19 protein-coding genes are annotated in these 21,626 nt (G+C 65.1%); 17 read left to right on the forward strand and 2 right to left on the reverse strand.

Annotated elements, in window-relative coordinates:
• Positions 1-76 precede the first annotated feature (76 nt).
• From rplT to CH268_RS05695, 15 genes are all read left to right on the forward strand, one after another.
• On the forward strand, positions 77-466 hold the full coding sequence (gene rplT, locus CH268_RS05625) for a 50S ribosomal protein L20 (protein ID WP_008715924.1): 390 nt from the start codon (positions 77-79) through the stop codon (positions 464-466).
• Between the two features lie 38 nt (positions 467-504).
• Positions 505-1,311: a TrmH family RNA methyltransferase gene (locus CH268_RS05630; protein ID WP_094662830.1), complete on the forward strand. Its 807-nt coding sequence runs from the start codon at positions 505-507 to the stop codon at positions 1,309-1,311.
• Between the two features lie 70 nt (positions 1,312-1,381).
• Positions 1,382-2,449 carry a phenylalanine--tRNA ligase subunit alpha gene (gene pheS, locus CH268_RS05635; RefSeq protein WP_094662832.1) on the forward strand — a complete coding sequence of 356 codons (1,068 nt, stop codon included), beginning with the start codon at positions 1,382-1,384 and terminating at the stop codon, positions 2,447-2,449.
• 55 nt (positions 2,450-2,504) lie between these two features.
• A complete protein-coding gene (gene pheT / locus CH268_RS05640) occupies positions 2,505-4,991 on the forward strand; it encodes a phenylalanine--tRNA ligase subunit beta (RefSeq protein WP_094662834.1) in 2,487 nt (828 codons plus the stop codon).
• A 69-nt stretch (positions 4,992-5,060) separates the two neighbouring features.
• Positions 5,061-5,615, forward strand: a complete 555-nt coding sequence (locus CH268_RS05645; protein ID WP_057473442.1) for a hypothetical protein — start codon at positions 5,061-5,063, stop codon at positions 5,613-5,615.
• Positions 5,616-5,667: 52 nt separating this feature from the next.
• On the forward strand, positions 5,668-6,723 hold the full coding sequence (gene argC, locus CH268_RS05650; RefSeq protein ID WP_027497237.1) for an N-acetyl-gamma-glutamyl-phosphate reductase: 1,056 nt from the start codon (positions 5,668-5,670) through the stop codon (positions 6,721-6,723).
• Entirely contained in the window at positions 6,720-7,958 is a 1,239-nt protein-coding gene (gene argJ, locus CH268_RS05655) for a bifunctional glutamate N-acetyltransferase/amino-acid acetyltransferase ArgJ (RefSeq protein ID WP_048318716.1), read from the forward strand. Before argC ends, argJ begins: the two co-directional genes overlap by 4 nt.
• A complete protein-coding gene (gene argB, locus CH268_RS05660) occupies positions 7,955-8,869 on the forward strand; it encodes an acetylglutamate kinase (protein WP_048318717.1) in 915 nt (304 codons plus the stop codon). The genes argJ and argB overlap by 4 nt, the downstream gene beginning before the upstream one ends.
• A complete protein-coding gene (locus tag CH268_RS05665) occupies positions 8,866-10,071 on the forward strand; it encodes an acetylornithine transaminase (protein WP_032382861.1) in 1,206 nt (401 codons plus the stop codon). The genes argB and CH268_RS05665 overlap by 4 nt, the downstream gene beginning before the upstream one ends.
• Positions 10,068-11,003 carry an ornithine carbamoyltransferase gene (gene argF, locus CH268_RS05670; protein WP_094662836.1) on the forward strand — a complete coding sequence of 312 codons (936 nt, stop codon included), beginning with the start codon at positions 10,068-10,070 and terminating at the stop codon, positions 11,001-11,003. The genes CH268_RS05665 and argF overlap by 4 nt, the downstream gene beginning before the upstream one ends.
• Positions 11,000-11,515, forward strand: coding sequence for an arginine repressor (locus CH268_RS05675; protein WP_032365512.1), 516 nt, complete (start codon positions 11,000-11,002; stop codon positions 11,513-11,515). Before argF ends, CH268_RS05675 begins: the two co-directional genes overlap by 4 nt.
• 52 nt (positions 11,516-11,567) lie before the next feature.
• Positions 11,568-12,767 carry an argininosuccinate synthase gene (locus CH268_RS05680; RefSeq protein WP_032370344.1) on the forward strand — a complete coding sequence of 400 codons (1,200 nt, stop codon included), beginning with the start codon at positions 11,568-11,570 and terminating at the stop codon, positions 12,765-12,767.
• Entirely contained in the window at positions 12,764-14,212 is a 1,449-nt protein-coding gene (gene argH / locus CH268_RS05685; RefSeq protein WP_027497230.1) for an argininosuccinate lyase, read from the forward strand. The genes CH268_RS05680 and argH overlap by 4 nt, the downstream gene beginning before the upstream one ends.
• Before the next feature lie 100 nt (positions 14,213-14,312).
• On the forward strand, positions 14,313-17,330 hold the full coding sequence (locus CH268_RS05690) for an AMP-binding protein (RefSeq protein ID WP_094662870.1): 3,018 nt from the start codon (positions 14,313-14,315) through the stop codon (positions 17,328-17,330).
• Between the two features lie 104 nt (positions 17,331-17,434).
• The gene (locus CH268_RS05695) at positions 17,435-17,641 is read left to right on the forward strand and encodes a Trm112 family protein (protein ID WP_027497228.1); all 207 of its coding nucleotides are present in this window, start codon (positions 17,435-17,437) and stop codon (positions 17,639-17,641) included.
• Positions 17,642-17,651: 10 nt separating this feature from the next.
• Here the strand turns inward: CH268_RS05695 and CH268_RS05700 are convergent, their stop codons facing one another.
• Together CH268_RS05700 and CH268_RS05705 are read right to left on the reverse strand one after the other, a co-directional pair.
• A complete protein-coding gene (locus CH268_RS05700; protein ID WP_032400024.1) occupies positions 17,652-18,407 on the reverse strand; it encodes an ABC transporter permease in 756 nt (251 codons plus the stop codon).
• A complete protein-coding gene (locus CH268_RS05705) occupies positions 18,404-19,135 on the reverse strand; it encodes an ABC transporter ATP-binding protein (protein ID WP_032386955.1) in 732 nt (243 codons plus the stop codon). Before CH268_RS05705 ends, CH268_RS05700 begins: the two co-directional genes overlap by 4 nt.
• A gap of 73 nt (positions 19,136-19,208) precedes the next feature.
• Between CH268_RS05705 and CH268_RS05710 the strand changes: the two genes are divergently transcribed.
• Both CH268_RS05710 and tyrS read left to right on the forward strand, forming a co-directional pair.
• Positions 19,209-19,862, forward strand: a complete 654-nt coding sequence (locus tag CH268_RS05710) for a DNA-3-methyladenine glycosylase (protein WP_094662838.1) — start codon at positions 19,209-19,211, stop codon at positions 19,860-19,862.
• A 38-nt stretch (positions 19,863-19,900) separates the two neighbouring features.
• Positions 19,901-21,175, forward strand: a complete 1,275-nt coding sequence (gene tyrS / locus CH268_RS05715; protein WP_094662840.1) for a tyrosine--tRNA ligase — start codon at positions 19,901-19,903, stop codon at positions 21,173-21,175.
• The last annotated feature ends 451 nt before the right edge of the window (positions 21,176-21,626 follow it).

Genomic DNA, 21,626 nt, shown 5'->3' on the forward strand with positions numbered 1-21,626 from the left:
CGCCGACTGATTTCGGTCGGCTTCATCCCATTACCATTCGGGGTTTCACACGCCCCCAGATCGACAGGATTCACCAGTGGCACGCGTAAAAAGGGCCGTCAACGCCCAGAAGAAGCGCCGTTCGATTCTCGAAGCGTCCAAGGGCTACCGCGGACAGCGCTCACGTCTGTACACCAAGGCCAAGGAGCAGCAGCTCCACTCGCTCACCTACGCGTACCGGGACCGCCGCGCGCGCAAGGGTGACTTCCGCAAGCTGTGGATCACGCGTATCAACGCTGCAGCGCGGGCCAACGACATCACCTACAACCGCTTCGTCCAGGGCCTGAAGGCCGCGGGCGTCGAGGTGGACCGCAAGATCCTCGCCGAGCTCGCTGTGTCCGATGCCGAGGCATTCGCCGGCTTGGTCGCCATCGCCAAGGCTGCATTGCCTGCCGATGTCAACGCTCCTGCTGGAGAAGCAGCCTGAGCGAGTCGCCGCACGACGATTCAACTCCGAAACGACCCGTGGATTCGCTGACCGAGCGAACTCCGCGGGTCGTTTCGGCCGTCAAGCTCGCTCGCGCTGCAGAGCGCAAGAAGGCGGGACTGTTCCTTGCCGAGGGCTTCAATGCTGTGTCCGAGGCTGCGCGGTTCGGTTCGGTCCGCGAGCTGTTCTTCACCGCAGATGCCTTCGACCGGCACGAGAGCCTCATCGCCTCCGTCGAGGCCGCTGGAGCACGGGTGTTTCCGATCACCGATCGGGCCGCGAAGGCATTGTCCGACACCGTCACTCCGCAGGGCCTGATCGCAGTCACCGAATTGGTCGACGTCCCGATCGACCGTGCGTTGGACGGAACACCGCGGCTGGTGGCCGTTCCGGTGGAGATGGCCGAGCCGGGCAACGCCGGCACGATCATTCGTGTTGCCGATGCCGCCGGGGCCGATTCGGTGGTCCTGCTCGGCGACTCCGTCGACCCGCACAACGGCAAATGCGTGCGGGCCTCGGCCGGCAGCGTCTTCCATCTTCCCATTGCGAGGGAGCGCTCGATCGAAGACGGTATCGACGCACTGCGCCGTGCCGGCCTGACGGTCGTGGCGACTGCCGCCGACGGCGAAGTCGACTTGGACGACGCAGACGAGCTGCTCCAGCAGCCGACTGCGTGGTTGTTCGGCAACGAGGCCCACGGTTTGTCCCTCCCCGTTGCCCAAGCTGCCGATCACCGGATCAGAATTCCCATCCACGGTCGGGCGGAGAGTCTGAACCTGGCGACCGCCGCGGCACTGTGCCTCTACGCGAGCGCCCGTGTTCGACGACGGTCGGCGAACCCGTGAATACGGTCGCCTAGGATCGTTACCACTCTGCTTCGTGCAGACCGACCATTATTCGAGGAGTGCATCTGTCGTGGCGAAGAAAGAGTCCGGGCCCGAGCCGGTAGATCCGAGCGTTCTCGAAGAGTCCGCACTCGACGCTGCGGTGGACTCGGCCGAGCAGGCGTTCGCCGACGCGTCGGACCTCGATGCGCTCACGAAGGTCAAAATCGATCACGTGGGTGGAAAGGCACCACTGGCGTTGGCTCAGCGCGCCCTCGGAGCTCTACCCGGTGACCAGAAGGCGGACGCGGGCAAGCGCGTCAAGGTGGCACGAGACCGGGTGCAGAAGTCCTTCGACGAGCGCCGCGCAGTGCTGTCGGCGGAGCGCGATGCAGCGATTCTCGTGGCCGAGACGATCGACGTGACGCTGCCGACCGACGAGACGCCCGTCGGAGCGCGCCATCCCATCACGATCATCTCGGAGCAGGTTGCCGATGTCTTCGTCGGTATGGGCTGGGAGGTCGAAGAGGGCCCCGAGGTGGAAACCGAGCACTTCAACTTCGACGCGTTGAACTTCCTGCCCGATCACCCGGCTCGCACGATGCAGGACACGTTCCACATCGCGCCGGAGGGCTCGCGGCAGGTACTGCGTACGCACACGTCGCCGGTGCAGGTGCGGTCCATGCTCTCCCGCGACGTACCGATCTACGTCGTCTGCCCTGGCCGAACGTTCCGTACCGACGAGCTCGATACGACGCACACTCCGGTCTTCCATCAGGTCGAGGGGCTCGCGATCGACAAGGGCCTGACGATGGCGCATCTGCGCGGAACGCTGGACGCGTTCGCGCAGGCTCTGTTCGGCAGCGATACGCGCACTCGGATGCGGCCCAACTACTTTCCGTTCACCGAGCCCTCCGCCGAGGTCGATGTGTGGTTCCCGAAGAAGAAGGGTGGAGCCGGTTGGGTCGAATGGGGTGGCTGCGGAATGGTCAACCCGAAGGTGTTGCAGGCCAGCGGCATCGACCCGGAGGTGTACACCGGTTTCGCGTTCGGCATGGGTCTCGAGCGAACTCTGCAGTTCCGCAACGACATCCCGGACATGCGGGACATCGTCGAGGGGGATATCAGGTTCACTCTGCCCTTCGGTGTTCAGGCCTGACGCGGCCACTCTCCAGCCCCACTTCATCTCGGATACAAGAAAGAGCTGAGCACACGTGCGAGTCCCACATTCCTGGTTGACCGAGGTCCTGCACGCGGGTACTCCCGACTGGTCCGTCTCGCCCGACGAGCTCGACGCGGGTTTCGTACGCGTCGGTTTCGAGGTCGAGGAGCTGGTCTCGTTGGACAACGTGACGGGGCCCCTCGTGGTGGGTCGGGTCGAGTCGATCGAGGAACTGACCGAATTCAAGAAGCCCATTCGGTTCTGCCTCGTGAACGTGGGGGCCGACGAGCCGCAGGAGATCGTCTGCGGTGCACGCAATTTCGCCGAGGGGGACCTCATCGTCGCGGCGCTGCCCGGCAGCGTTCTGCCGGGCGGGTTCGCCATCGCGTCGCGCAAGACGTACGGCCGCAACTCCAACGGGATGATCTGCTCGACGCTCGAGCTCGGTCTCGGCCGGGACCACTCCGGCATCCTGGTGCTACCGGAAGGGACTGCGCAGCCCGGCGACGATGCCAAAGTCGTTCTGGGCCTCGATGATTCGGTGATCGAGCTGAACGTGACACCGGACCGCGGGTACGCCTTCTCGGTACGCGGCCTGGCTCGTGAGTTGGCGTGCAGCTTCGATCTTCCGTATGTGGATCCGGCGCGCACGATGCCCACCGAGGTCACCGGTGACGCCTGGCCCGTGACGGTCGAGCCCGAGTCCGGTACTTCTCGGTTCGCTCTGCGCAAGGTCGTGGGTATCGATCCCGCTGCCGTCACTCCCTGGTGGATGCAGCGGAGACTGCTGCTGGCCGGGGTGCGACCGATCTCGGCGGCCGTGGACGTGACCAACTACGTGCTCCACGAACTCGGACAGCCGTTGCATGCTTTCGACGCAAGCAAGCTCGACGGTCATCTCGTCGTGCGGCGCGCGAATGCGGGGGAGACGCTCACGACGCTCGACGGCGTCGAGCGGTCGCTCGATGCGGAAGACGTGGTCATCGCCGACGGAACGGGAGCCATCTCGTTGGCCGGCGTCATGGGCGGGGCGTCCACCGAGGTCGACGACTCGACCAGCGATGTCGTTCTCGAAGCAGCATCGTTCGATCCGCTCGCGGTGTTCCGAACCGGCCGTCGCCACAAGCTGTCGAGCGAGGCGAGCAAGCGTTTCGAGCGGACTGTGGATTCGGCGCTCCCGGTTGCGGCGCTCGATCGGGCCGCACAGTTGCTCGTCGAGATCGCCGGTGGACGTATCGAACCGGTGCTGACCGACATCGGCGAGGCTGCCCGGTTCCCGTCGGTGACGATGGACTTCGACCTGCCCGATCGGATCGCTGGTGTGCAGTACCCCGACGGGACCGCTGCTCGACGGCTCACTCAGATCGGATGCACCGTCGAGGTGGATGTCGACGGTGGCGGCCACGGACAACTGGTCGTCGATCCTCCCTCGTGGCGACCCGACTTGGTGCAGCGCGCCGATCTGGTCGAAGAGGTGCTGCGGCTCGAAGGGCTCGAGAAGATCCCGTCGATTCTGCCGTCCGCTCCCGGTGGGCGCGGCCTCACCGCCGAGCAGAAGCGTCGGCGGGCAGTCGGCAAGGCCCTTGCGTTCGCCGGCTATGTCGAAGTTCTTCCGCCGGTGTTCCTGCCCAAGGGAATCTTCGACACGTGGGGCCTCGACGCGGACGACCCGCGCCGAGCGACGACGTCGGTGTTGAACCCGCTCGAGGCCGACCGCCCCGAGCTTGCGACGACCGTGCTTCCCGGTCTGCTCGAAATGCTGAGCAGGAACATCGCGCGCGGTCAGCGGGACGTGTCTTTGTTCGGAATCGCCCAGGTCGTTCTCCGGCACGACGCGACCGCTGCGGTGGACGCGTTGCCGGTCGATCGGCGACCGACCGACGATCAGATCGCGATGCTCCGTGGGTCCCTCCCCGCACAGCCGGTACACGTGGGCGTGGTGCTCGCCGGTCAGCGTGAGCCGTCCGGGCCCTGGGGACCGGGCCGAGCAGCCGAGGCCGCAGACGCGTTCGCCGCTGTGCGCACGGTTGCCGCGGCTTCCGGCGTGCACGTCGATCTTCGTGCAGCACAACACCTTCCCTGGCATCCGGGCCGGTGCGCCGAGGTTCTTCTCGACGGTGAGGTCGTCGGGCACGCAGGTGAACTGCATCCGGCTGTGCTCGAGCGAGCCGGTTTGCCGCCGCGTACGTGTGCGGTGGAGCTGAGTTTGAGTGCTCTGCCCGTCGTCGAATCGCTTCCGGCCCCCGAGGTATCCCCATACCCGGCCGTGTTGCAGGACGTCGCTGTCGTGGTCGACGCGTCCGTGCCCGCGGCCTCCGTCGAGGCAGCACTGACGATCGGCGGTGGAGAACTGCTCGAGTCCATCCGACTGTTCGACGTCTACGAGGGTGAGCAGGTCGGCGAGGGGCGTAAGTCGTTGGCGTTCGCCCTCCGGTTCCGCGGTTCGGACGGAACCCTGACCGAGGATCAGGCGACGGCGGCTCGCGACGCAGCCGTGGCGGCGGCATCCACAGCGGTCGGTGCCCAGCTGCGTAGCTGAACCGTCGACGGCGCGGCCGGTGTTGTGCGTAGCGTGGTGTCATGACGGGCACGACGACGGGAGCAGCCGATGAGTGAATCCGACACGCAGGCCACGGCCTCGGATCTGCAGGTGTTGAACGAGGTTCTCGCGGCGGTGGTTGGCCGACCTCGGTTGGCTCCGGTGGCAGCGGCGGCATCCGCTCTGGCGGCCGAGTTGGGGACGGCGGAACCCGAGCCAGCCGGTCCGGATCGCGGCGTCCCGCCGGGAACCGTTCCCGATGTGGATGTTCCGCAGGTGACGAAACCTCGTATCGACCAGCCGCTCGGCGATCCACCACCGGGAGCTCCGTTGGGCGGAACGGTGCCGGGCGTCATCGATGCGGAATTGGTAGACGACCTGCCCGTCGGCGGGGGTGGGGGTTATGTCGGCGGTGCGACTACGGGCGAGTTCACCGACTCCGGGGTGCCGACCTGGGACGGGGTGCGAGAGAAGGTGGAGCACCGCTCGGGTACGGCTGTCGGGGCGGAGGAGCTGGACCGGGAATCGAGAGCCGGTCAGGACCTGGACAAACAGTGGAACGATCGGCAGGAAGCGGGCCGAAAGAAGCTCGACGAAATTCGTAGATCGATGGGTAGCAGCTAGCGTTTCCGGCCCGCCGATGAATGAGCTTGCATGATGCTGCATAATAAACCGCATGACTATTTCGGAGGCAACGCCGAAGCGCATCGCGGTGGCGGGTGCCAGTGGCTACGCCGGTGGTGAGATCCTTCGCCTGTTGCTCGGCCACCCAGCTGTTCGCGACGGCTCGTTGGTCATCGGAGCGCTGACTGCGGGTGGCAATGCAGGCGCGACACTGGGTGAGTTCCATCCCCACCTGTTGCCGCTTGCCGACCGTGTGCTCGGCCCCACGACGGTCGACGAACTTGCCGGACACGACGTGATCTTCCTCGGGTTGCCGCACGGTAAATCCGCCGAACTCGCGCTCCAGTTGCCCGAATCCGTGGTGATCATCGACTGCGGTGCCGATTTCCGCCTCAACGACTCGGCAGCCTGGGAGAAGTACTACAAGTCCCCGCATGCGGGGACTTGGCCGTACGGGCTCCCGGAGCTACCGGGGCACCGCGAGCTCCTGGTCGGGGCCACGCGTATCGCCGTGCCCGGGTGCTATCCGACGGTGTCGAGCCTAGCCCTGGCCCCGGCAGTTGCCGCCGGAATCATCGAGCCACGGGTCAACATCGTTGCGGTCACCGGCACGTCCGGTGCGGGCCGGGCACCCAAGGCCGACCTGCTGGGCTCCGAGGTGATGGGCTCGGTTCGCGCATACGCGGTAGCAGGCGCGCACCGGCACACTCCCGAGATCGTGCAGAACCTGTCGGCTGTGGCCGGTACCGACGTGTCGGTGTCGTTCACTCCGGTACTCGCGCCGATGCCGCGTGGCATTCTGGCCACCTGTACGGCCGTGACCACCGCTACCGAGGCTCAGGCCGTCGAGGTGTACGAGAAGGCCTATGCCGCAGAGCCTTTCGTTCATGTTCTTCCGGCCGGGCGGCTGCCGCAGACCGGTTCGGTCATCGGATCGAACGCCGTGCAGATGAGTGTGTCCGTCGATGCAGACGCCGGCTTGCTGGTGGTCATCGCGGCCATCGACAACCTGGCCAAGGGAACAGCCGGTGCAGCAGTGCAATCGATGAATCTGGCGTTGGGAATCGACGAGACCGACGGTCTCTCTACCGTAGGAGTTGCTCCATGACCGGCCTGAAGAGCGAGACGGATACGGTCGCCTCGATCGCGGGGAAGCTCGTGCGTTCCCAGGGCGTGACGTCCCCCGCCGGATTCCGTGCGGCCGGGATTCCCGCGGGTATCAAGGCAAGTGGCAGGTCCGATCTGGCTCTCGTGTTCAACGAGGGCCCGGACTTCACGGCAGCGGGCGTCTTCACCCGCAACAAGGTCAAGGCCGCGCCGGTGCTGTGGTCGCAGCAGGTGCTCACCACCGGTCGGCTTCGCGCGGTGGTGTTGAACTCGGGCGGTGCCAACGCTTGTACCGGTGCACCCGGTTTCCAGGACGCGCATCGGACGGCCGAGGAGGTCGCGTCCGTGTTGAGCAACTGGGGTTCGGAAACAGGGGCCATCGAGGTTGCCGTGTGCTCGACAGGTCTCATCGGCGATCGGTTGCCGATGGACAAGCTGTTGCCGGGGGTGACCGAGGTGGTGCACGAACTGGCCGGCGGTATCTCCGGTGGCACCGATGCCGCTTACGCGATCATGACCACCGATACCGTTCCGAAGCAGGCCGCGATTCATCACGCAGACAAGTGGAATGTCGGTGGCATGGCCAAGGGCGCGGGCATGCTCGCACCCTCGCTGGCCACGATGCTCAGTGTCATCACCACCGACGCCGTCGCGACCGCGGAGCAGCTCGACACCGCGCTTCGTGCGGCCACCCGGTTGTCCTACGACCGACTCGACGTCGACGGCGCATCCTCCACGAACGACACGGTACTGCTGCTCTCCTCCGGGGCGAGCGGTGTGAGCCCGTCGCAGGAGGACCTCGACGCTGCTGTTCTTGCGGTATGCGACGACCTCGCCGATCAGATGATGGCCGATGCCGAGGGCGTCACCAAGCGAGTGAAGATCACCGTCTCGGGTGCAGTATCCGAGGACGAGGCTCTCGTCGGTGCGCGGACGGTCGCCAGGGACAGTCTCACCAAGACGGCCCTGTTCGGTTCGGACCCCAACTGGGGCCGTGTACTCGCGGCGATCGGTATTGCTCCGATCGAACTCGATCCGGATCGGATTGCCGTGTCGTTCAACGGCAATCCGGTGTGCATCGACGGCGTCGGCGCTCCGGGTGCGCGCGAGGTCGACCTGTCCGGAGTCGATATCGCCGTGACCATCGACCTCGGACTCGGGTCCGGTACGGCCACGATCAGAACGACGGATCTTTCCCACGCCTACGTCGAAGAGAACTCGGCGTACTCGTCATGACTGCTGCTGCGACGCAATTGACGGCAGCGCAGAAGGCGTTCACGCTCGCCGAGGCACTGCCCTGGCTCCAGCGCTTCTCGGGCAAGATCGTCGTGGTGAAGTACGGCGGGAACGCCATGATCGACGACGATCTCAAACGAGCGTTCGCCGCCGACATGGTGTTTCTACGCACCGTCGGAATTCACCCCGTCGTCGTGCACGGCGGAGGCCCGCAGATTTCGGCCATGCTCACCCGGCTGGGCCTGACGGGTGAGTTCCGCGGCGGATTCCGGGTCACCACACCGGAAGTCATGGACATCGTTCGGATGGTGCTGTTCGGGCAGGTCGGCCGTGAACTCGTCGGCTTGATCAACAGTCACGGTCCGTATGCCGTCGGAATCTCGGGGGAGGACGCGCACCTGTTCACCGCGACGCGTCGTTCGGTCCTGGTCGACGGCGTCGATACCGATATCGGTCTGGTAGGCGACGTCACCTCGGTAGATCCGAAGGCGATCTTCGATCTGATTGCCGCAGGCCGTATTCCGGTGGTCTCCACCATCGCACCCGACAGTGACGGCGTGGTGCACAACATCAACGCCGACACTGCTGCTGCTGCTCTCGCCAGTGCGATCGGGGCCGAGAAGTTGGTCGTGCTCACCGATGTCGAGGGTCTCTACACGGCGTGGCCCGATCGCAGTTCCCTGACCTCTCGAATCGACGCGTCGGAACTCGACGCATTGCTGCCCACGCTCGATGCCGGGATGGTTCCGAAGATGGAAGCGTGCCTGCGGGCCGTTCGTGCCGGCGTGCCGTCGGCGCACGTCATCGACGGTCGCGTCGAACATTCGGTTCTCGTGGAGCTGTTCACCGGTGAGGGGATCGGCACCATGGTCACCCCCGATCAATTGTCTACGTCAGGAGTCACGTCATGACCGGCACGCAGTCCACGGTCGATCTACAGCAGCGGTGGTCCACGTCGCTGATGGACAACTACGGTGTGCCGCGCGTAGCGCTCGTTCGAGGCGAAGGCGCTGTGGTGACCGACGCCGACGGCAAGCAGTACCTCGACCTGCTGGCCGGTATCGCCGTCAATATCCTGGGCCACGCTCATCCTGCGGTGATCGAGGCGGTCACTGCTCAGCTCTCCACTCTGGGTCATACGTCGAATCTGTATGCGACGGAACCGGGTATCGAACTGGCCGAGCAATTGCTCGCACACCTGGGTGCGGGTACGACGGGACGAGTGTTCTTCTGCAACTCGGGTACCGAGGCCAACGAGGCGGCGTTCAAGATCGCGCGTCTGACCGGTCGTCCTCACATCATTGCCGCCGAGAAGGCCTTTCACGGACGGACGATGGGTGCACTGGCGCTCACCGGACAAGCCGACAAGCGAATTCCGTTCGAACCCATGCCTGCCGGTGTCCAGCACGTGCCCTACGGAGACATCGCCGCGCTCGAGGCAGCCGTCGATTCCGACACCGCCGCAGTGTTTCTCGAACCCATCATGGGGGAGGGCGGCGTGGTCGTTCCTCCGGACGGGTATCTCGTTGCCGCACGTGAGATCACGGCGAGGCACGGCGCGCTGTTGGTCCTCGACGAGGTGCAGACCGGTATCGGCCGCACGGGCTGGTTCTACGCCCACCAGTCGGTCGGCATCGTGCCCGACGTGATCACCTTGGCCAAAGGGCTGGGCGGGGGTCTGCCCATCGGAGCCTGCATCGGTATCGGGGCGGCGGGGGAGTTGTTGCATCCGGGCAAGCACGGCACCACCTTCGGCGGCAACCCGGTCTGCGCCGCTGCTGCGTTGGCTGTGTTGCGGACCATTGCCGCCGACGACCTCGTTTCGCACGCCGACAGTCTCGGCAAGACCATCGCTCATTCCATCGAGGCTCTCGAACACCCTCTCGTCAGCCATGTTCGGGGCTCCGGGCTTCTGCTCGGAGTGGTGCTCACGGCCGCAGTTGCGCCTGCGGCCGAGGCGGCGGCCCGTGACGCAGGCTTCCTGATCAATGCAGCGCAACCAGACGTATTGCGGCTCGCACCGCCGCTGATCATCACCGAAGAGCAGGCCGCGTCGTTCGTCTCGGCACTACCGGCAATTCTCGACGCAGCACAGGAGGCACACCAGCCATGACCGTTCAGCACTTCCTTCGCGACGACGACATCACCCCGCAGCAGCAGGGAGAAATCCTGGCGCTCGCGGCCGAGATCAAGCGGGCTCCGTTCTCCAAGCGGCCGCTCGGGGGGCCGAAGGGCGTCGGTGTGATCTTCGAGAAGAATTCCACCAGAACTCGGTTCTCGTTCGAGTTGGGCATTGCGCAGTTGGGTGGCCACGCCGTTGTGGTCACCGGAAGCGACACTCAACTGGGACGCGAGGAGACTCTGCAGGACACCGGCCGCGTGCTGTCCCGCTACGTCGAGGCGGTCGTCTGGCGTACGTTCGGCCAGAAGCGGCTGGAGCAGATGGCAACGGGTGCAACGATTCCCATCGTCAATGCGCTGTCCAACGAGTTCCATCCCTGCCAGGTCCTCGCCGATCTGCAGACGCTGATCGAGCACAAGGGAAACCTGACCGGGAGGACGCTGGCGTACTTCGGCGACGGTGCCAATAACATGGCACATTCGCTTCTCATCGGCGGAGTGACCGCGGGACTCGATGTCAGGATCGCCGCTCCGAAGGAATTCGCACCACTCGGTTACGTCCTCGATGCCGCACGTGCGCGCGCCGAGGAGACCGGAGCGTCCATCACGGTGACCGAAGACCCCGACGAGGCCGCCGACGGTGCCGACGCTCTCGTCACCGATACCTGGACATCGATGGGTCAGGAGAACGACGGACTCGATCGAGTCGCTCCGTTCCGGCCCTACCGCATCGACTCCGAGCTGCTGTCGAAGGCGAAATCCGATGCGGTCGTGCTGCATTGCCTTCCTGCCCACCGCGGCGAGGAAATCACCGACGAGGTGCTCGACGGTCCGCACAGTGTCGTCTGGGACGAGGCCGAGAACCGTCTGCACGCGCAGAAAGCACTGCTGGTCTGGCTCCTCGAGCAGGCTCGGCGACCGTGAGTGACGACGTCACTGCGGTTCCGCTGACCGCGTCGACCCGCGCGGGCAGACAGGCGCGGATCATCGCGTTGCTGGCCACGCATCAGGTGCGCAGTCAACCGCAGCTGGCGTCGTTGCTCGCCGCCGAGGGGATCGACACTACCCAGGCGACGCTGTCGCGTGACCTCGAAGAGTTGGGTGCGGTGAAGTTGCGCGCTCCCGACGGCGGCGTCGGGGTGTACGTGGTCCCCGAGGACGGCAGCCCGGTGCGCGGGGTGTCGGGCGGAACCGACCGTCTCCTGCGGCTGTTGGGGGAGCTGTTGGTGTCCACCGATCACAGCGGAAACCAGGCAGTTCTGCGGACACCGCCCGGAGCTGCGCATTACCTGGCCAGCGCCCTCGATCGTGCTGCATTGCCGGAAGTCGTGGGAACGATCGCCGGGGACGACACGATCCTGCTCATCGCCCGTGAACCGACCACCGGCGGCGAGATCGCCGACAAGATAGAAAAGCTCGCTCGACGCGGAAACTGAGATCCGGTCACTCCGCACTGCACCACACGAACCACGAAGGAGCGTCATCACCATGGCCGAACGCGTCATCCTCGCCTACTCCGGCGGACTCGACACCTCTGTCGCCATCAGCTGGATCGGACGGGAGACCGGCAAGGAGGTCGTCGCTGTTGCCATCGACCTCGGCCAGGGCGGTGAGGACATGAATGTCGTCCGCCAGCGCGCATTGGACTGCGGCGCAGTCGAATCGGTCGTCGTCGACGCCAGGGACGAGTTCGCCGACGAGTACTGCCTGCCGACGGTGCAATCCAACGCGCTGTACATGGACCGGTATCCGTTGGTTTCGGCCATCAGCCGCCCGCTGATCGTCAAGCATCTGGTGGAGAACGCACGTGCGCACGGCGGAACCGTCGTCGCCCACGGATGCACGGGCAAGGGCAACGATCAGGTCCGGTTCGAGGTCGGCTTCAACACGCTCGCTCCCGAGCTCGAAGTGCTGGCACCGGTACGCGATTACGCGTGGACCCGGGAGAAGGCGATCGCGTTCGCCGAGGAGAACGACATTCCGATCAACGTCACCACCAAGTCACCGTTCTCCATCGACCAGAACGTGTGGGGACGAGCAGTGGAGACCGGCTTCCTGGAAGATCTGTGGAACGCGCCGACGAAGGATGTGTACGACTACACCGAGGATCCGACGGTCAACTTCCAGGCACCCGACGAACTGATCCTCACGTTCGACAAGGGTCGCCCGGTCGCCATCGACGGCCGTCCGGTGTCGGTGCTCGGTGCGATTCAAGAACTCAACACCCGTGCGGGCGCTCAGGGTGTCGGCCGATTGGACGTCGTCGAGGATCGGCTCGTCGGCATCAAGAGCCGTGAAATCTACGAGGCTCCCGGTGCGATGGTCCTGATCCGTGCGCACGAAGAACTCGAGCACGTGACCCTCGAGCGCGAACTCGGCCGCTACAAGCGTCATACCGACCAGAAGTGGGCCGAGCTGGTCTACGACGGCCTGTGGTACTCGCCGCTCAAGGGTGCACTCGACACGTTCGTTCAGCACACGCAGGAACACGTCTCGGGCGACATCCGCTTGGTGCTGCACGCGGGCGGAATCATCGTCAACGGCCGTCGCAGCGGGGAGTCGTTGTACGACTTCAACCTCGCTACCTACGACGAGGGCGACACGTTCGACCAGTCGGCTGCCAAGGGATTCGTGCAGCTGCACGGGCTCTCCTCCAAGATCGCAGCGAAGCGGGACCTGGGCCTGTGACCACTTCGAGCAACGCACACGGAACCAACGAAGGCTCGCTGTGGGGCGGGCGCTTCGCCTCCGGCCCCGCGGCTGCCATGGCTGCCCTGAGCAAATCGACACACTTCGACTGGGTTCTCGCGCCCTACGACATCCGTGCGTCCATGGCGCACGCTCGGGTTCTGAACGGTGCCGGACTGCTGACCCCGCAGGACCTCGAGACCATGCTCGACGGTTTGCAGCGGCTGGCCGACGACGTGGCGTCCGGTGAGTTCGTCGCGGCCGAGTCGGACGAGGACGTGCACGGCGCCCTCGAACGCGGTTTGATCGACCGGGTCGGACCCGAGGTGGGTGGTCGCCTGCGCGCCGGCCGCTCACGCAACGATCAGGTCGCGACCCTGTTCCGGATGTGGTTGCGCGACGCCGTCCGTCGGGTGGCGGTCGGTGTTCTCGACGTCGTGGACGCATTGGCAACTCAGGCTGCGGCTCACCCCACCGCGGTCATGCCCGGCAAGACTCATTCGCAGGCGGCGCAGCCGGTGTTGTTGGCGCATCATCTGCTCGCACATACCCATCCGCTGCTGCGTGATGTCCAGCGGTTCGCGGATTTCGACAGGCGAGCGGCGGTGTCGCCCTACGGTTCCGGCGCTTTGGCCGGCTCCTCGCTCGGTCTGAGCCCCGAGAAGATCGCCGCCGAACTCGGGTTCGATTCGTCCGCCGAGAACTCGATCGACGCCACGTCCTCGCGTGATTTCGCGGCGGAAGCCGCGTTCGTATTGGCGATGACGGCGGTGGACCTGTCTCGGTTCGCCGAGGAGGTCATCTCGTGGAGCACACCCGAATACGGTTACGTGACTCTTGCAGATGCATGGTCGACGGGCAGCTCGATCATGCCGCAGAAGAAGAATCCCGACGTCGCGGAGTTGACTCGTGGCAAGACGGGCCGCCTGATCGGAAATCTGACCGGTCTGTTGGCCACCCTCAAGGCACAACCGTTGGCGTACAACCGGGATCTTCAGGAAGACAAGGAGCCGGTCTTCGATTCGGTGGCTCAGCTCGAGTTGCTGCTCCCGGCACTCACCGGTTTGACGGCGACATTGGAGTTCCACACCGATCGCATGGCCGAACTCGCGCCGGCCGGGTTCACGCTCGCCACCGACATCGCCGAATGGATGGTGCGGCAAGGGATTGCGTTCCGGGTAGCGCACGAGGCAGCGGGAGCCTGCGTGCGCGCGGCGGAAGCGCGGGGCGTCGGGCTGGTGGATCTGACCGACGACGAGCTCGCGTCGATCGATCCGGCGCTCACTCCGGCGGTGCGCGAGGTGCTCACCGTGGAGGGCTCCATTTCCTCGCGTGATGCTCGCGGCGGCACCGCGGCGGTTCAGGTGGCGCACCAGCTCGGTGGTGTGCGGGCGACTGCGTCGACGTTGCGCGCGTGGGCCGAGGTGCCGGTATTGCGGCACTAGTCGACATCCTCGCCGATTCCACGAGTGTGATGTGAGAAGCTTTCGTCACGCGAAGACCGATGTCGGTCGTTCCGTCGGGGCCGAACGCAGGAGTGTATTTGTGGGACTGAATGCAGACGCGGTACGTGGTCCACTGCGGCGTGCTATCGCAACGGCCCAGAACGGCCTCGAGGTCATCCGGCTGGGTGGACTCGAGACCGAGGTCGATCCGTCGCCTTTCCGGGTGATGGACCGCGAGCCGATGTATCGGTTGCGGCGTTACTTCCCCGACGACGTTCCCGTGGATAGTCCTCCGGTGGTGCTGATTCCGCCGATGATGGTCTCCGCCGACGTGTACGACGTCACCACCGATCAAGGTGCGGCCGGCATTCTGCACGGCATGGGCATGGACCCGTGGGTGGTCGATTTCGGTTCGCCCGATACCGAAGAGGGCGGATGGAGCCGTACTCTGGCCGATCACGTCGTCGCCATCAGCGAGGTCGTGGACAAGGTGCACGATCACACCGGCCGCGACGTTCACCTCGGAGGGTATTCGCAGGGCGGCATGTTCTGCTACCAGGCTGCCGCCTATCGAGGTGGGCGAAACCTGGCCAGCCTCATCACGTTCGGGGCTCCGGTGGACACCTTGGCCGGCTTGCCGTTGGGTATCCCGGCCGGTGTCGCCACTCGGGGCGCAGAGTTTCTCGCCGACCACGTATTCACGCGCCTGGCCGTGTCGGGGTGGATGGCGCGGACGGGATTTCAGCTGCTCGACCCGGCGAAGACCGTGCGGTCTCGTTTGGATTTCCTGCGACAGTTGCACGATCGGGAAGCACTGTTGCCTCGGGAGCCGCAGCGCCGCTTCCTGGCGATGGACGGCTGGGTGGCGTGGTCCGGGCCCGCCGTGGCCGAGTTGCTCAAGCAGTTCGTCGTGCACAACCGCATGATGACCGGCGGTTTCGTCATCAAGGACAGGTTGTTGACGCTTGCCGAGTTGACGGTGCCGGTCTTGGCGTTCGTCGGCGAGGTGGACGACATCGGACAGCCGTTGGCGGTGCGCGGAATCCGGCGTGCCGCACCGCGTGCTCAGGTATTCGAAACGACTTTGCGTGCAGGACATTTCGGTCTCGTGGTGGGTAGCACGGCAGCTGCGCAGACATGGCCGACCACCGGAAACTGGATTCGGTGGCGGGAGAACCTCGGACCGAAGCCCGAGGCCGTGCGCGTCATGGAACACGAAGAGCACTCGGACAGCGACAGCGGAGTGTCGATCACCAACAGGCTGATTCATACCGCTGCCTCCATCGCCGAAGTGGGAGTCGGTGTAGGACGCGGATTGGCCTCGGCCGCGACCGGTGCCGTGCGCGGCACTCGTGAGATCTCGACCGAGGCCGTGCGCACCCTTCCGCGGCTGGCACGGCTGGGGCAGATGCAGCCGCACAGTCGGGTCTCGTTGGGCCGCTTGATCGCTGAGCAGGGAAGAAAGTCCCCGCTCGGCGAGTGCTTCCTCTTCGACGACCGTGTGCACACCTACGACGCCGTCAACGTGCGTATCGACAACGTGGTTAGAGGTCTGATCAGTGTCGGTGTACGGCCGGCATCGCGCATCGGTGTGCTGATGGAGACCAGGCCGAGTGCCCTCGCCGCCATCGCAGCTCTCTCGCGCATCGGCGCTGTTCCGGTGTTGCTGCAGCCGGGTAGCGACCTCACTGCCGCGTTACGCACCGTGGACGTCGACACCGTGATCGCCGATCCGGAAAATGCCGCGGCGGCCGTTCCGGTCGCGCCCAACGTACTGGTGCTCGGCGGCGGCGAGACGCGGCGGCTCGATGTTCCGGACGGCTACGAAGTGATCGACCTCGAAGCCATCGACCCCGACGCCGTCCGGCTACCGGCCTGGTTCGAGCCGGATCCCGGTCGCGCTCGCGAACTGGCAATGATTCTGTTCACCACCACCGACCGTGGTCTCGAACCGCGCTACATCACCAACCATCGCTGGGCGCTGTCCGCATTCGGTACCGCGACGACGGCCGCTCTCGGTCCCGGCGATACCGTGTATTGCCTTGCACCGCTCCATCATTCGGCGGGCATACTCGTGACCATCGGCGGCGCGCTTGCCGGCGGATCGAGGATCGCGCTCTCCCGTGGTCTCGATCCCGAGCGCTTCAGGGAAGAGGTGTACCGCTACGGCGTCACTGTCGTCAGCTACACCTGGACGATGATGCAGCAGATCGTCGACGACGGGCGCTTCCCGGTCGACACCGGTCACCCGGTTCGGCTGTTCATCGGCTCCGGTATGCCGGTGGGATTGTGGCGTCGCACCCTGGCGAAGTTCACCCCGGCGCGAGTGCTCGAGTTCTATGCCTCCACCGAGAACGACGTCATTCTGGCCAATGTCGCCGGGACGAAGATCGGCTCGAAGGGACGCCCTCTGCCCGGCAGTGCGCGAGTGGCCCTGGCGGCGTACGACCCGATCACCGGCCGACTCGAAGAGGACGACGACGGATTCGTGCGGCAGTGCCGCGACGACGAGATCGGGCTGCTCCTGGGCCGCCCGAGCGGTGACGGTGAAGCGACCAGCCATGTCATGCGTGGGGTCTTCGAGCCCACCGACGCGTGGATACCCACCGAGAACCTGTTCCGGCGTGATTCGGACGGCGATTACTGGCTCATCGATCGTAAAGACACCGTTGTTCGCTCGGCGCGGGGTCCGGTGTACACCCAGCCGATCGTCGACGCCGTCGGCGATCTCGACCAGGTCGGTTCGGCCGTGGTCTACGGGGTTCGTGTAGCCGTCGACGGGCCACGGTCGATCCGCATGGAAGCGTCGGCCACCGAGGTTGCCGTGTGTGCTGTCTCCCTGCAGCCGGAAGCGGTGATCACCGCTCGCGCTCTCACCGATGCCCTGGGAGTTCTGCTTCCGGACGAGCGCCCGGCGATCGTCCACGTTGTGTCCGACATCCCGGTCGGTCGCGCCTATCGACCCAACGCGTCTGCATTGAAGCAGGCAGGAATTCCTACTCCGAGCGCACGATCGTGGTACTACGATCCGGAGTCGAACAGCTACCGACGACTGACGAAAGCTGTTGTGGCAGAACGCTTCGTGGGACGTCAGGCCACCGCCGAGAAGTCTTCCTGACATGAAGGTACGGCCGGCGGCCCCGACGACGGAAACAATCGGCGTTCGGTAGCGTGAACGAAGACCATCACTCCGACTCGGTCGGAGCAGACAGAAGGACACCTGTGGCAATCGACTCGACTCTGCTCTCCATCCTCGCGTGCCCTGTGGACAAGGGCCCGCTCCTGCTCGTCGAGGACGAATTGCTCTACAACCCGCGACTGCGTCGCGCATATCCGATAGAAAATGGCATTCCGGTGTTGCTCGCCGACGATGCGCGCGATGTCGACGACGCCGAGCACGAGTCGATTCTGGCGCGCGCCACGTCCTAGATCACTTCGTTCATGGTGTCCGCCGACGCAATGTCGCTGCCGCACCGGTCAGCGCTGCCACGGTGAACATCACGACCACGGCGATGTCGGCCCCCATGCGCCTGGTTGCATCGGGGTGGACGGATATTTCCTGCAGGGCGTCCACCAGGTAGCTCAGCGGCAGAAGGTTGCTGACTGCACCGAGCCAACTCGGCATCTGATCGCGGGCCACCAGGAGCCCGCAGAGGAAGAGCTGCGGGATCACGACGACCGGCATGAACTGGACCGCTTGAAATTCGGTACGTGCGAAAGCGCTGCACAACAGCCCGATCGCCACTCCGAGCATCGCCCCGAGTACCGCGATCACCAGAACCCACCCGATCGAGCCTTCGATGTCGAGCCCGAGCAATCCGAATGCGAGTGCGCACGCGAGCAGCGCCTGCCCTACAGCGGCGAGCGAGAACGCCGAGCCGTAACTCGCAAGCAGGTCCATCTTGGACATCGGTGTGGTCAGCAGGCGTTCGAGTGTTCCCGTGCTGCGTTCACGCTGCATCGAGATCGACGTGAGCAGAAACATGACGACGAACGGCAGAATGCCGAGCATCGTGATCGCAATTCGATCGAACGACGATTGTTGGTTCGGCGGAGCCGGGACGTCTCGGTACAGGAAATACAGCAACACCATCAGTAGAGACGGCACGAGCAGGACCATGGCCACCGATCGGTGATCGGCTCTGAGCTGGCGCAGGATTCGACCCGTACCCGCTGCGTAGATTCGTGCGTTCACGATGTCTGTTCCGTGGATCTGATGAGCGAGAGGAATGCGCGGTCGAGGTTCGTTTCCTTCGTCCGCGCCAGTAGCGCTTCGGGGCTCGATCGGTCCAGGACGGCACCGTCGCGCATCAGTACGAGCTGGCTGCAGTGCTCTGCCTCCTCCATCACGTGGCTCGAGACCAGCACTGTCGTACCTGCCGCTGCGATTGCGGCGAATCGTGACCACAGTTCCGAGCGAAGGACGGGATCCAACCCGACCGTCGGCTCGTCGAGGACGATGAGTTCGGGTTCGGCGACCAGCGCGCTGGCCAGGGAGACTCGGCTCAGTTGGCCACCGGAGAGCTCACCCGCCCGCGACGCCGCATGGTCGGTGAGTCCGACAGCCTCGATGGCGGACGCCACCTCGGAGTGGCGGCGACCGTACAGCGACCCGAAGTACTGCACGTTCTCGCGAACGGTGAGGTCTCGGTACACGCTCGGTGCCTGCGTCACGTACCCGACAGTCCGGCGCAGGGAGGCAGAGCCGGCCGGGCATCCGAGCACTGTCACGGTTCCGCCGGCAACGATCTGCGTGCCGACGATGGCGCGCATCAGCGTGGTCTTTCCGCAGCCCGATGGGCCGAGGAGGCCGGTGATGGCAGCCCGCGGAATCGTCAGGGACAGATTGTGCAGCACCGTTCGGTTGCCGCGGCGAACCGTCAACCCTGTGATCTCGACGGCATGTTGCCCGGTGAACGCCATGTCGGCCTCCAGACTCTCATCGATCGATGCAGTCATAGCCCCGTCGATGCCTCGAGGTCAAGGGTTCAGCATCATGGGACGGGTGAACGCTGGTGACTTGGAAATCGGAGAGCCGGACGACGCAGCCCGACGTATCCTCGGGGCCACCGTCCATGCAGGCGCGGTGTCGGTGCGCATCGTGGAGGTCGAGGCATACGGCGGTCCGGTCGACGGTCCGTGGCCCGATCCCGCTGCGCATTCTTTCCGTGGTCCGACACCCCGAAATTCCGTGATGTTCGGTCCGGCGGGTCGGCTGTACGTCTATCTGAGTTACGGCATGCACCTGTGCATGAACGTCAGTTGCGGGCCGGACGGGACGGCTGCTGCCGTCCTGCTTCGAGCCGGGCAGGTAATTGCAGGTCACGACCTCGTCGACGGCAGGCGCGGTGGCGGAAAGTCGCGAACAGCGCGGGTCGAGGCCGGGTGGGCTCGAGGGCCCGGCAATCTCGGACGAGCACTCGGAGTGGGACTCGCCGACAACGGGACCGATCTGTTCGACGCGTCGTCACCGATCACCCTCGAGCTGCCCGAACATCAGCTGGGCGACGACGCGGTGAAAGTCGGCCCACGCGTGGGCGTGAGCGTGGCAGCAGACAGACCGTGGCGTTTCTGGCTACCGGCCTCGCCTGCAGTGTCGAACTACCGGCGCAGCCCTCGGGCTCCCCAGCCCGGCTTGCGTGAGGGCTGAACGAGGCGGCGGCAAGTGCATGCGGGAAGATCGACGTCGTGAGCGAGAACATCATCGACGAATTGACCTGGCGCGGACTGATCGCGCAGTCCACCGACGTGGAAGCACTGAAGAAGGCCACCGCGGACGGGCCGATCACGTTGTACTCCGGTTTCGACCCGACCGGACCCTCGCTCCACGCCGGCCACCTCGTTCCGCTGCTCGCCTTGAAGCGGTTCCAGCGGGCCGGTCATCGGCCGATCATTCTGGCGGGCGGCGCAACCGGACTGATCGGTGATCCTCGCGATGTGGGGGAGCGGACCATGAACTCCCGTGAGGTGGTCACCGAATGGGCGTCGCGGATCCGGGGGCAGCTCGAACGGTTCGTAGACCTGGACGACGGCCCTACCGGTGGCGTGGTGGTCAATAACCTGTCCTGGACAGGGGAGCTGTCCACCATCGACTTCCTCCGAGACGTGGGCAAACACTTCTCGATCAACGTCATGCTCGCGCGGGAGACGGTCAAGACTCGGCTCGAGGGCGACGGCATGTCGTACACCGAGTTCAGCTACATGTTGTTGCAGGCCAACGACTACGTCCAGCTGCGCCGGGAGTACGGCTGCAGTCTGCAGATCGGTGGCTCGGATCAGTGGGGCAACATCATCGCCGGCGTGGAACTGAACCGTCGGCAGGACGCCGAACAGGTTCACGCGCTGACCGTTCCCCTGGTCACGTCGTCGGACGGCAAGAAGTTCGGTAAGTCCACCGGTGGTGGCAGTCTCTGGTTGGACCCCGAGATGACCAGCCCCTACGCCTGGTACCAGTACTTCGTGAACACCGGTGACGCCGATGTGGTCAAGTACCTGCGCTGGTTCACCTTCCTGTCCCAGGACGAACTGGCCGAATTGGAGACAGCAACCGAGGAGCGACCGCACGCGCGAGAAGCTCAGAAGCGACTGGCAGCAGAGATGACGACTCTGGTTCACGGCGAAGAGGCGACTCGCTCGGTCGAACTCGCCAGCCAAGCACTGTTCGGGCGGGCCGAGCTCACCGACCTCGACGAGAGCACTCTGGCGGCGGCGTTGCACGAGGCATCTGTGGCCGACATCGAGGTGGGTGCTCCGACCACGATCGTCGACCTCCTTGTCGCGACAGGGTTGAGCGAGAGCAAGGGTGCTGCGCGACGGGCGGTCAAAGAGGGCGGGGCAGCGGTGAACAACGTCAAGATCGCCGACGAGAACTGGACACCGTCGAGCGACGACCTCTTGCACGGACAATGGTTGGTGGTCCGGCGCGGGAAGCGGAACTTTGCGGGAGCACGCGTGGCTCGCTGAATCCAGGATCGGCCAGTGGCCGGAGTCACATTGATGTAATTTGGTTTGGACATCCGCTCGAGGGGCAATCCATCGAGCGCGACCAGGCTGTTCACACCGATTGTGTCCGAACGACCTGGGGATTTGACGCGTTGTTATCCGGGGCGTAACTTTGTCCAAGTCAGAGCGACACGGACGCCAGCCCAGACCGCAAGGCCTGAGCGAAGCGGACGCGCTCTACACAATCTGGTTCGGATACTACTTCGGTTGTGTCTTAACCGCGGATCGAAGGCCAGTTTGACTGAGCCTGAACATCCGATCTAAGCTGGAACGGTTGCCCCGGACACCGACGAGATCATCTCGGACGTGAATGGTGTGTGCGTGTTCTTTGAGAACTCAACAGTGTGTCGATGAATGTCAGTGCCGAATTTTATTTGGTGAAAGCATTCGATGTATCAGCCATCCGCTTGTG

It is taken from the genome of Rhodococcus sp. 06-1460-1B, from assembly GCF_002258475.1.
In the GTDB taxonomy this organism is placed as follows: Bacteria; Actinomycetota; Actinomycetes; order Mycobacteriales; family Mycobacteriaceae; genus Rhodococcoides; species Rhodococcoides fascians.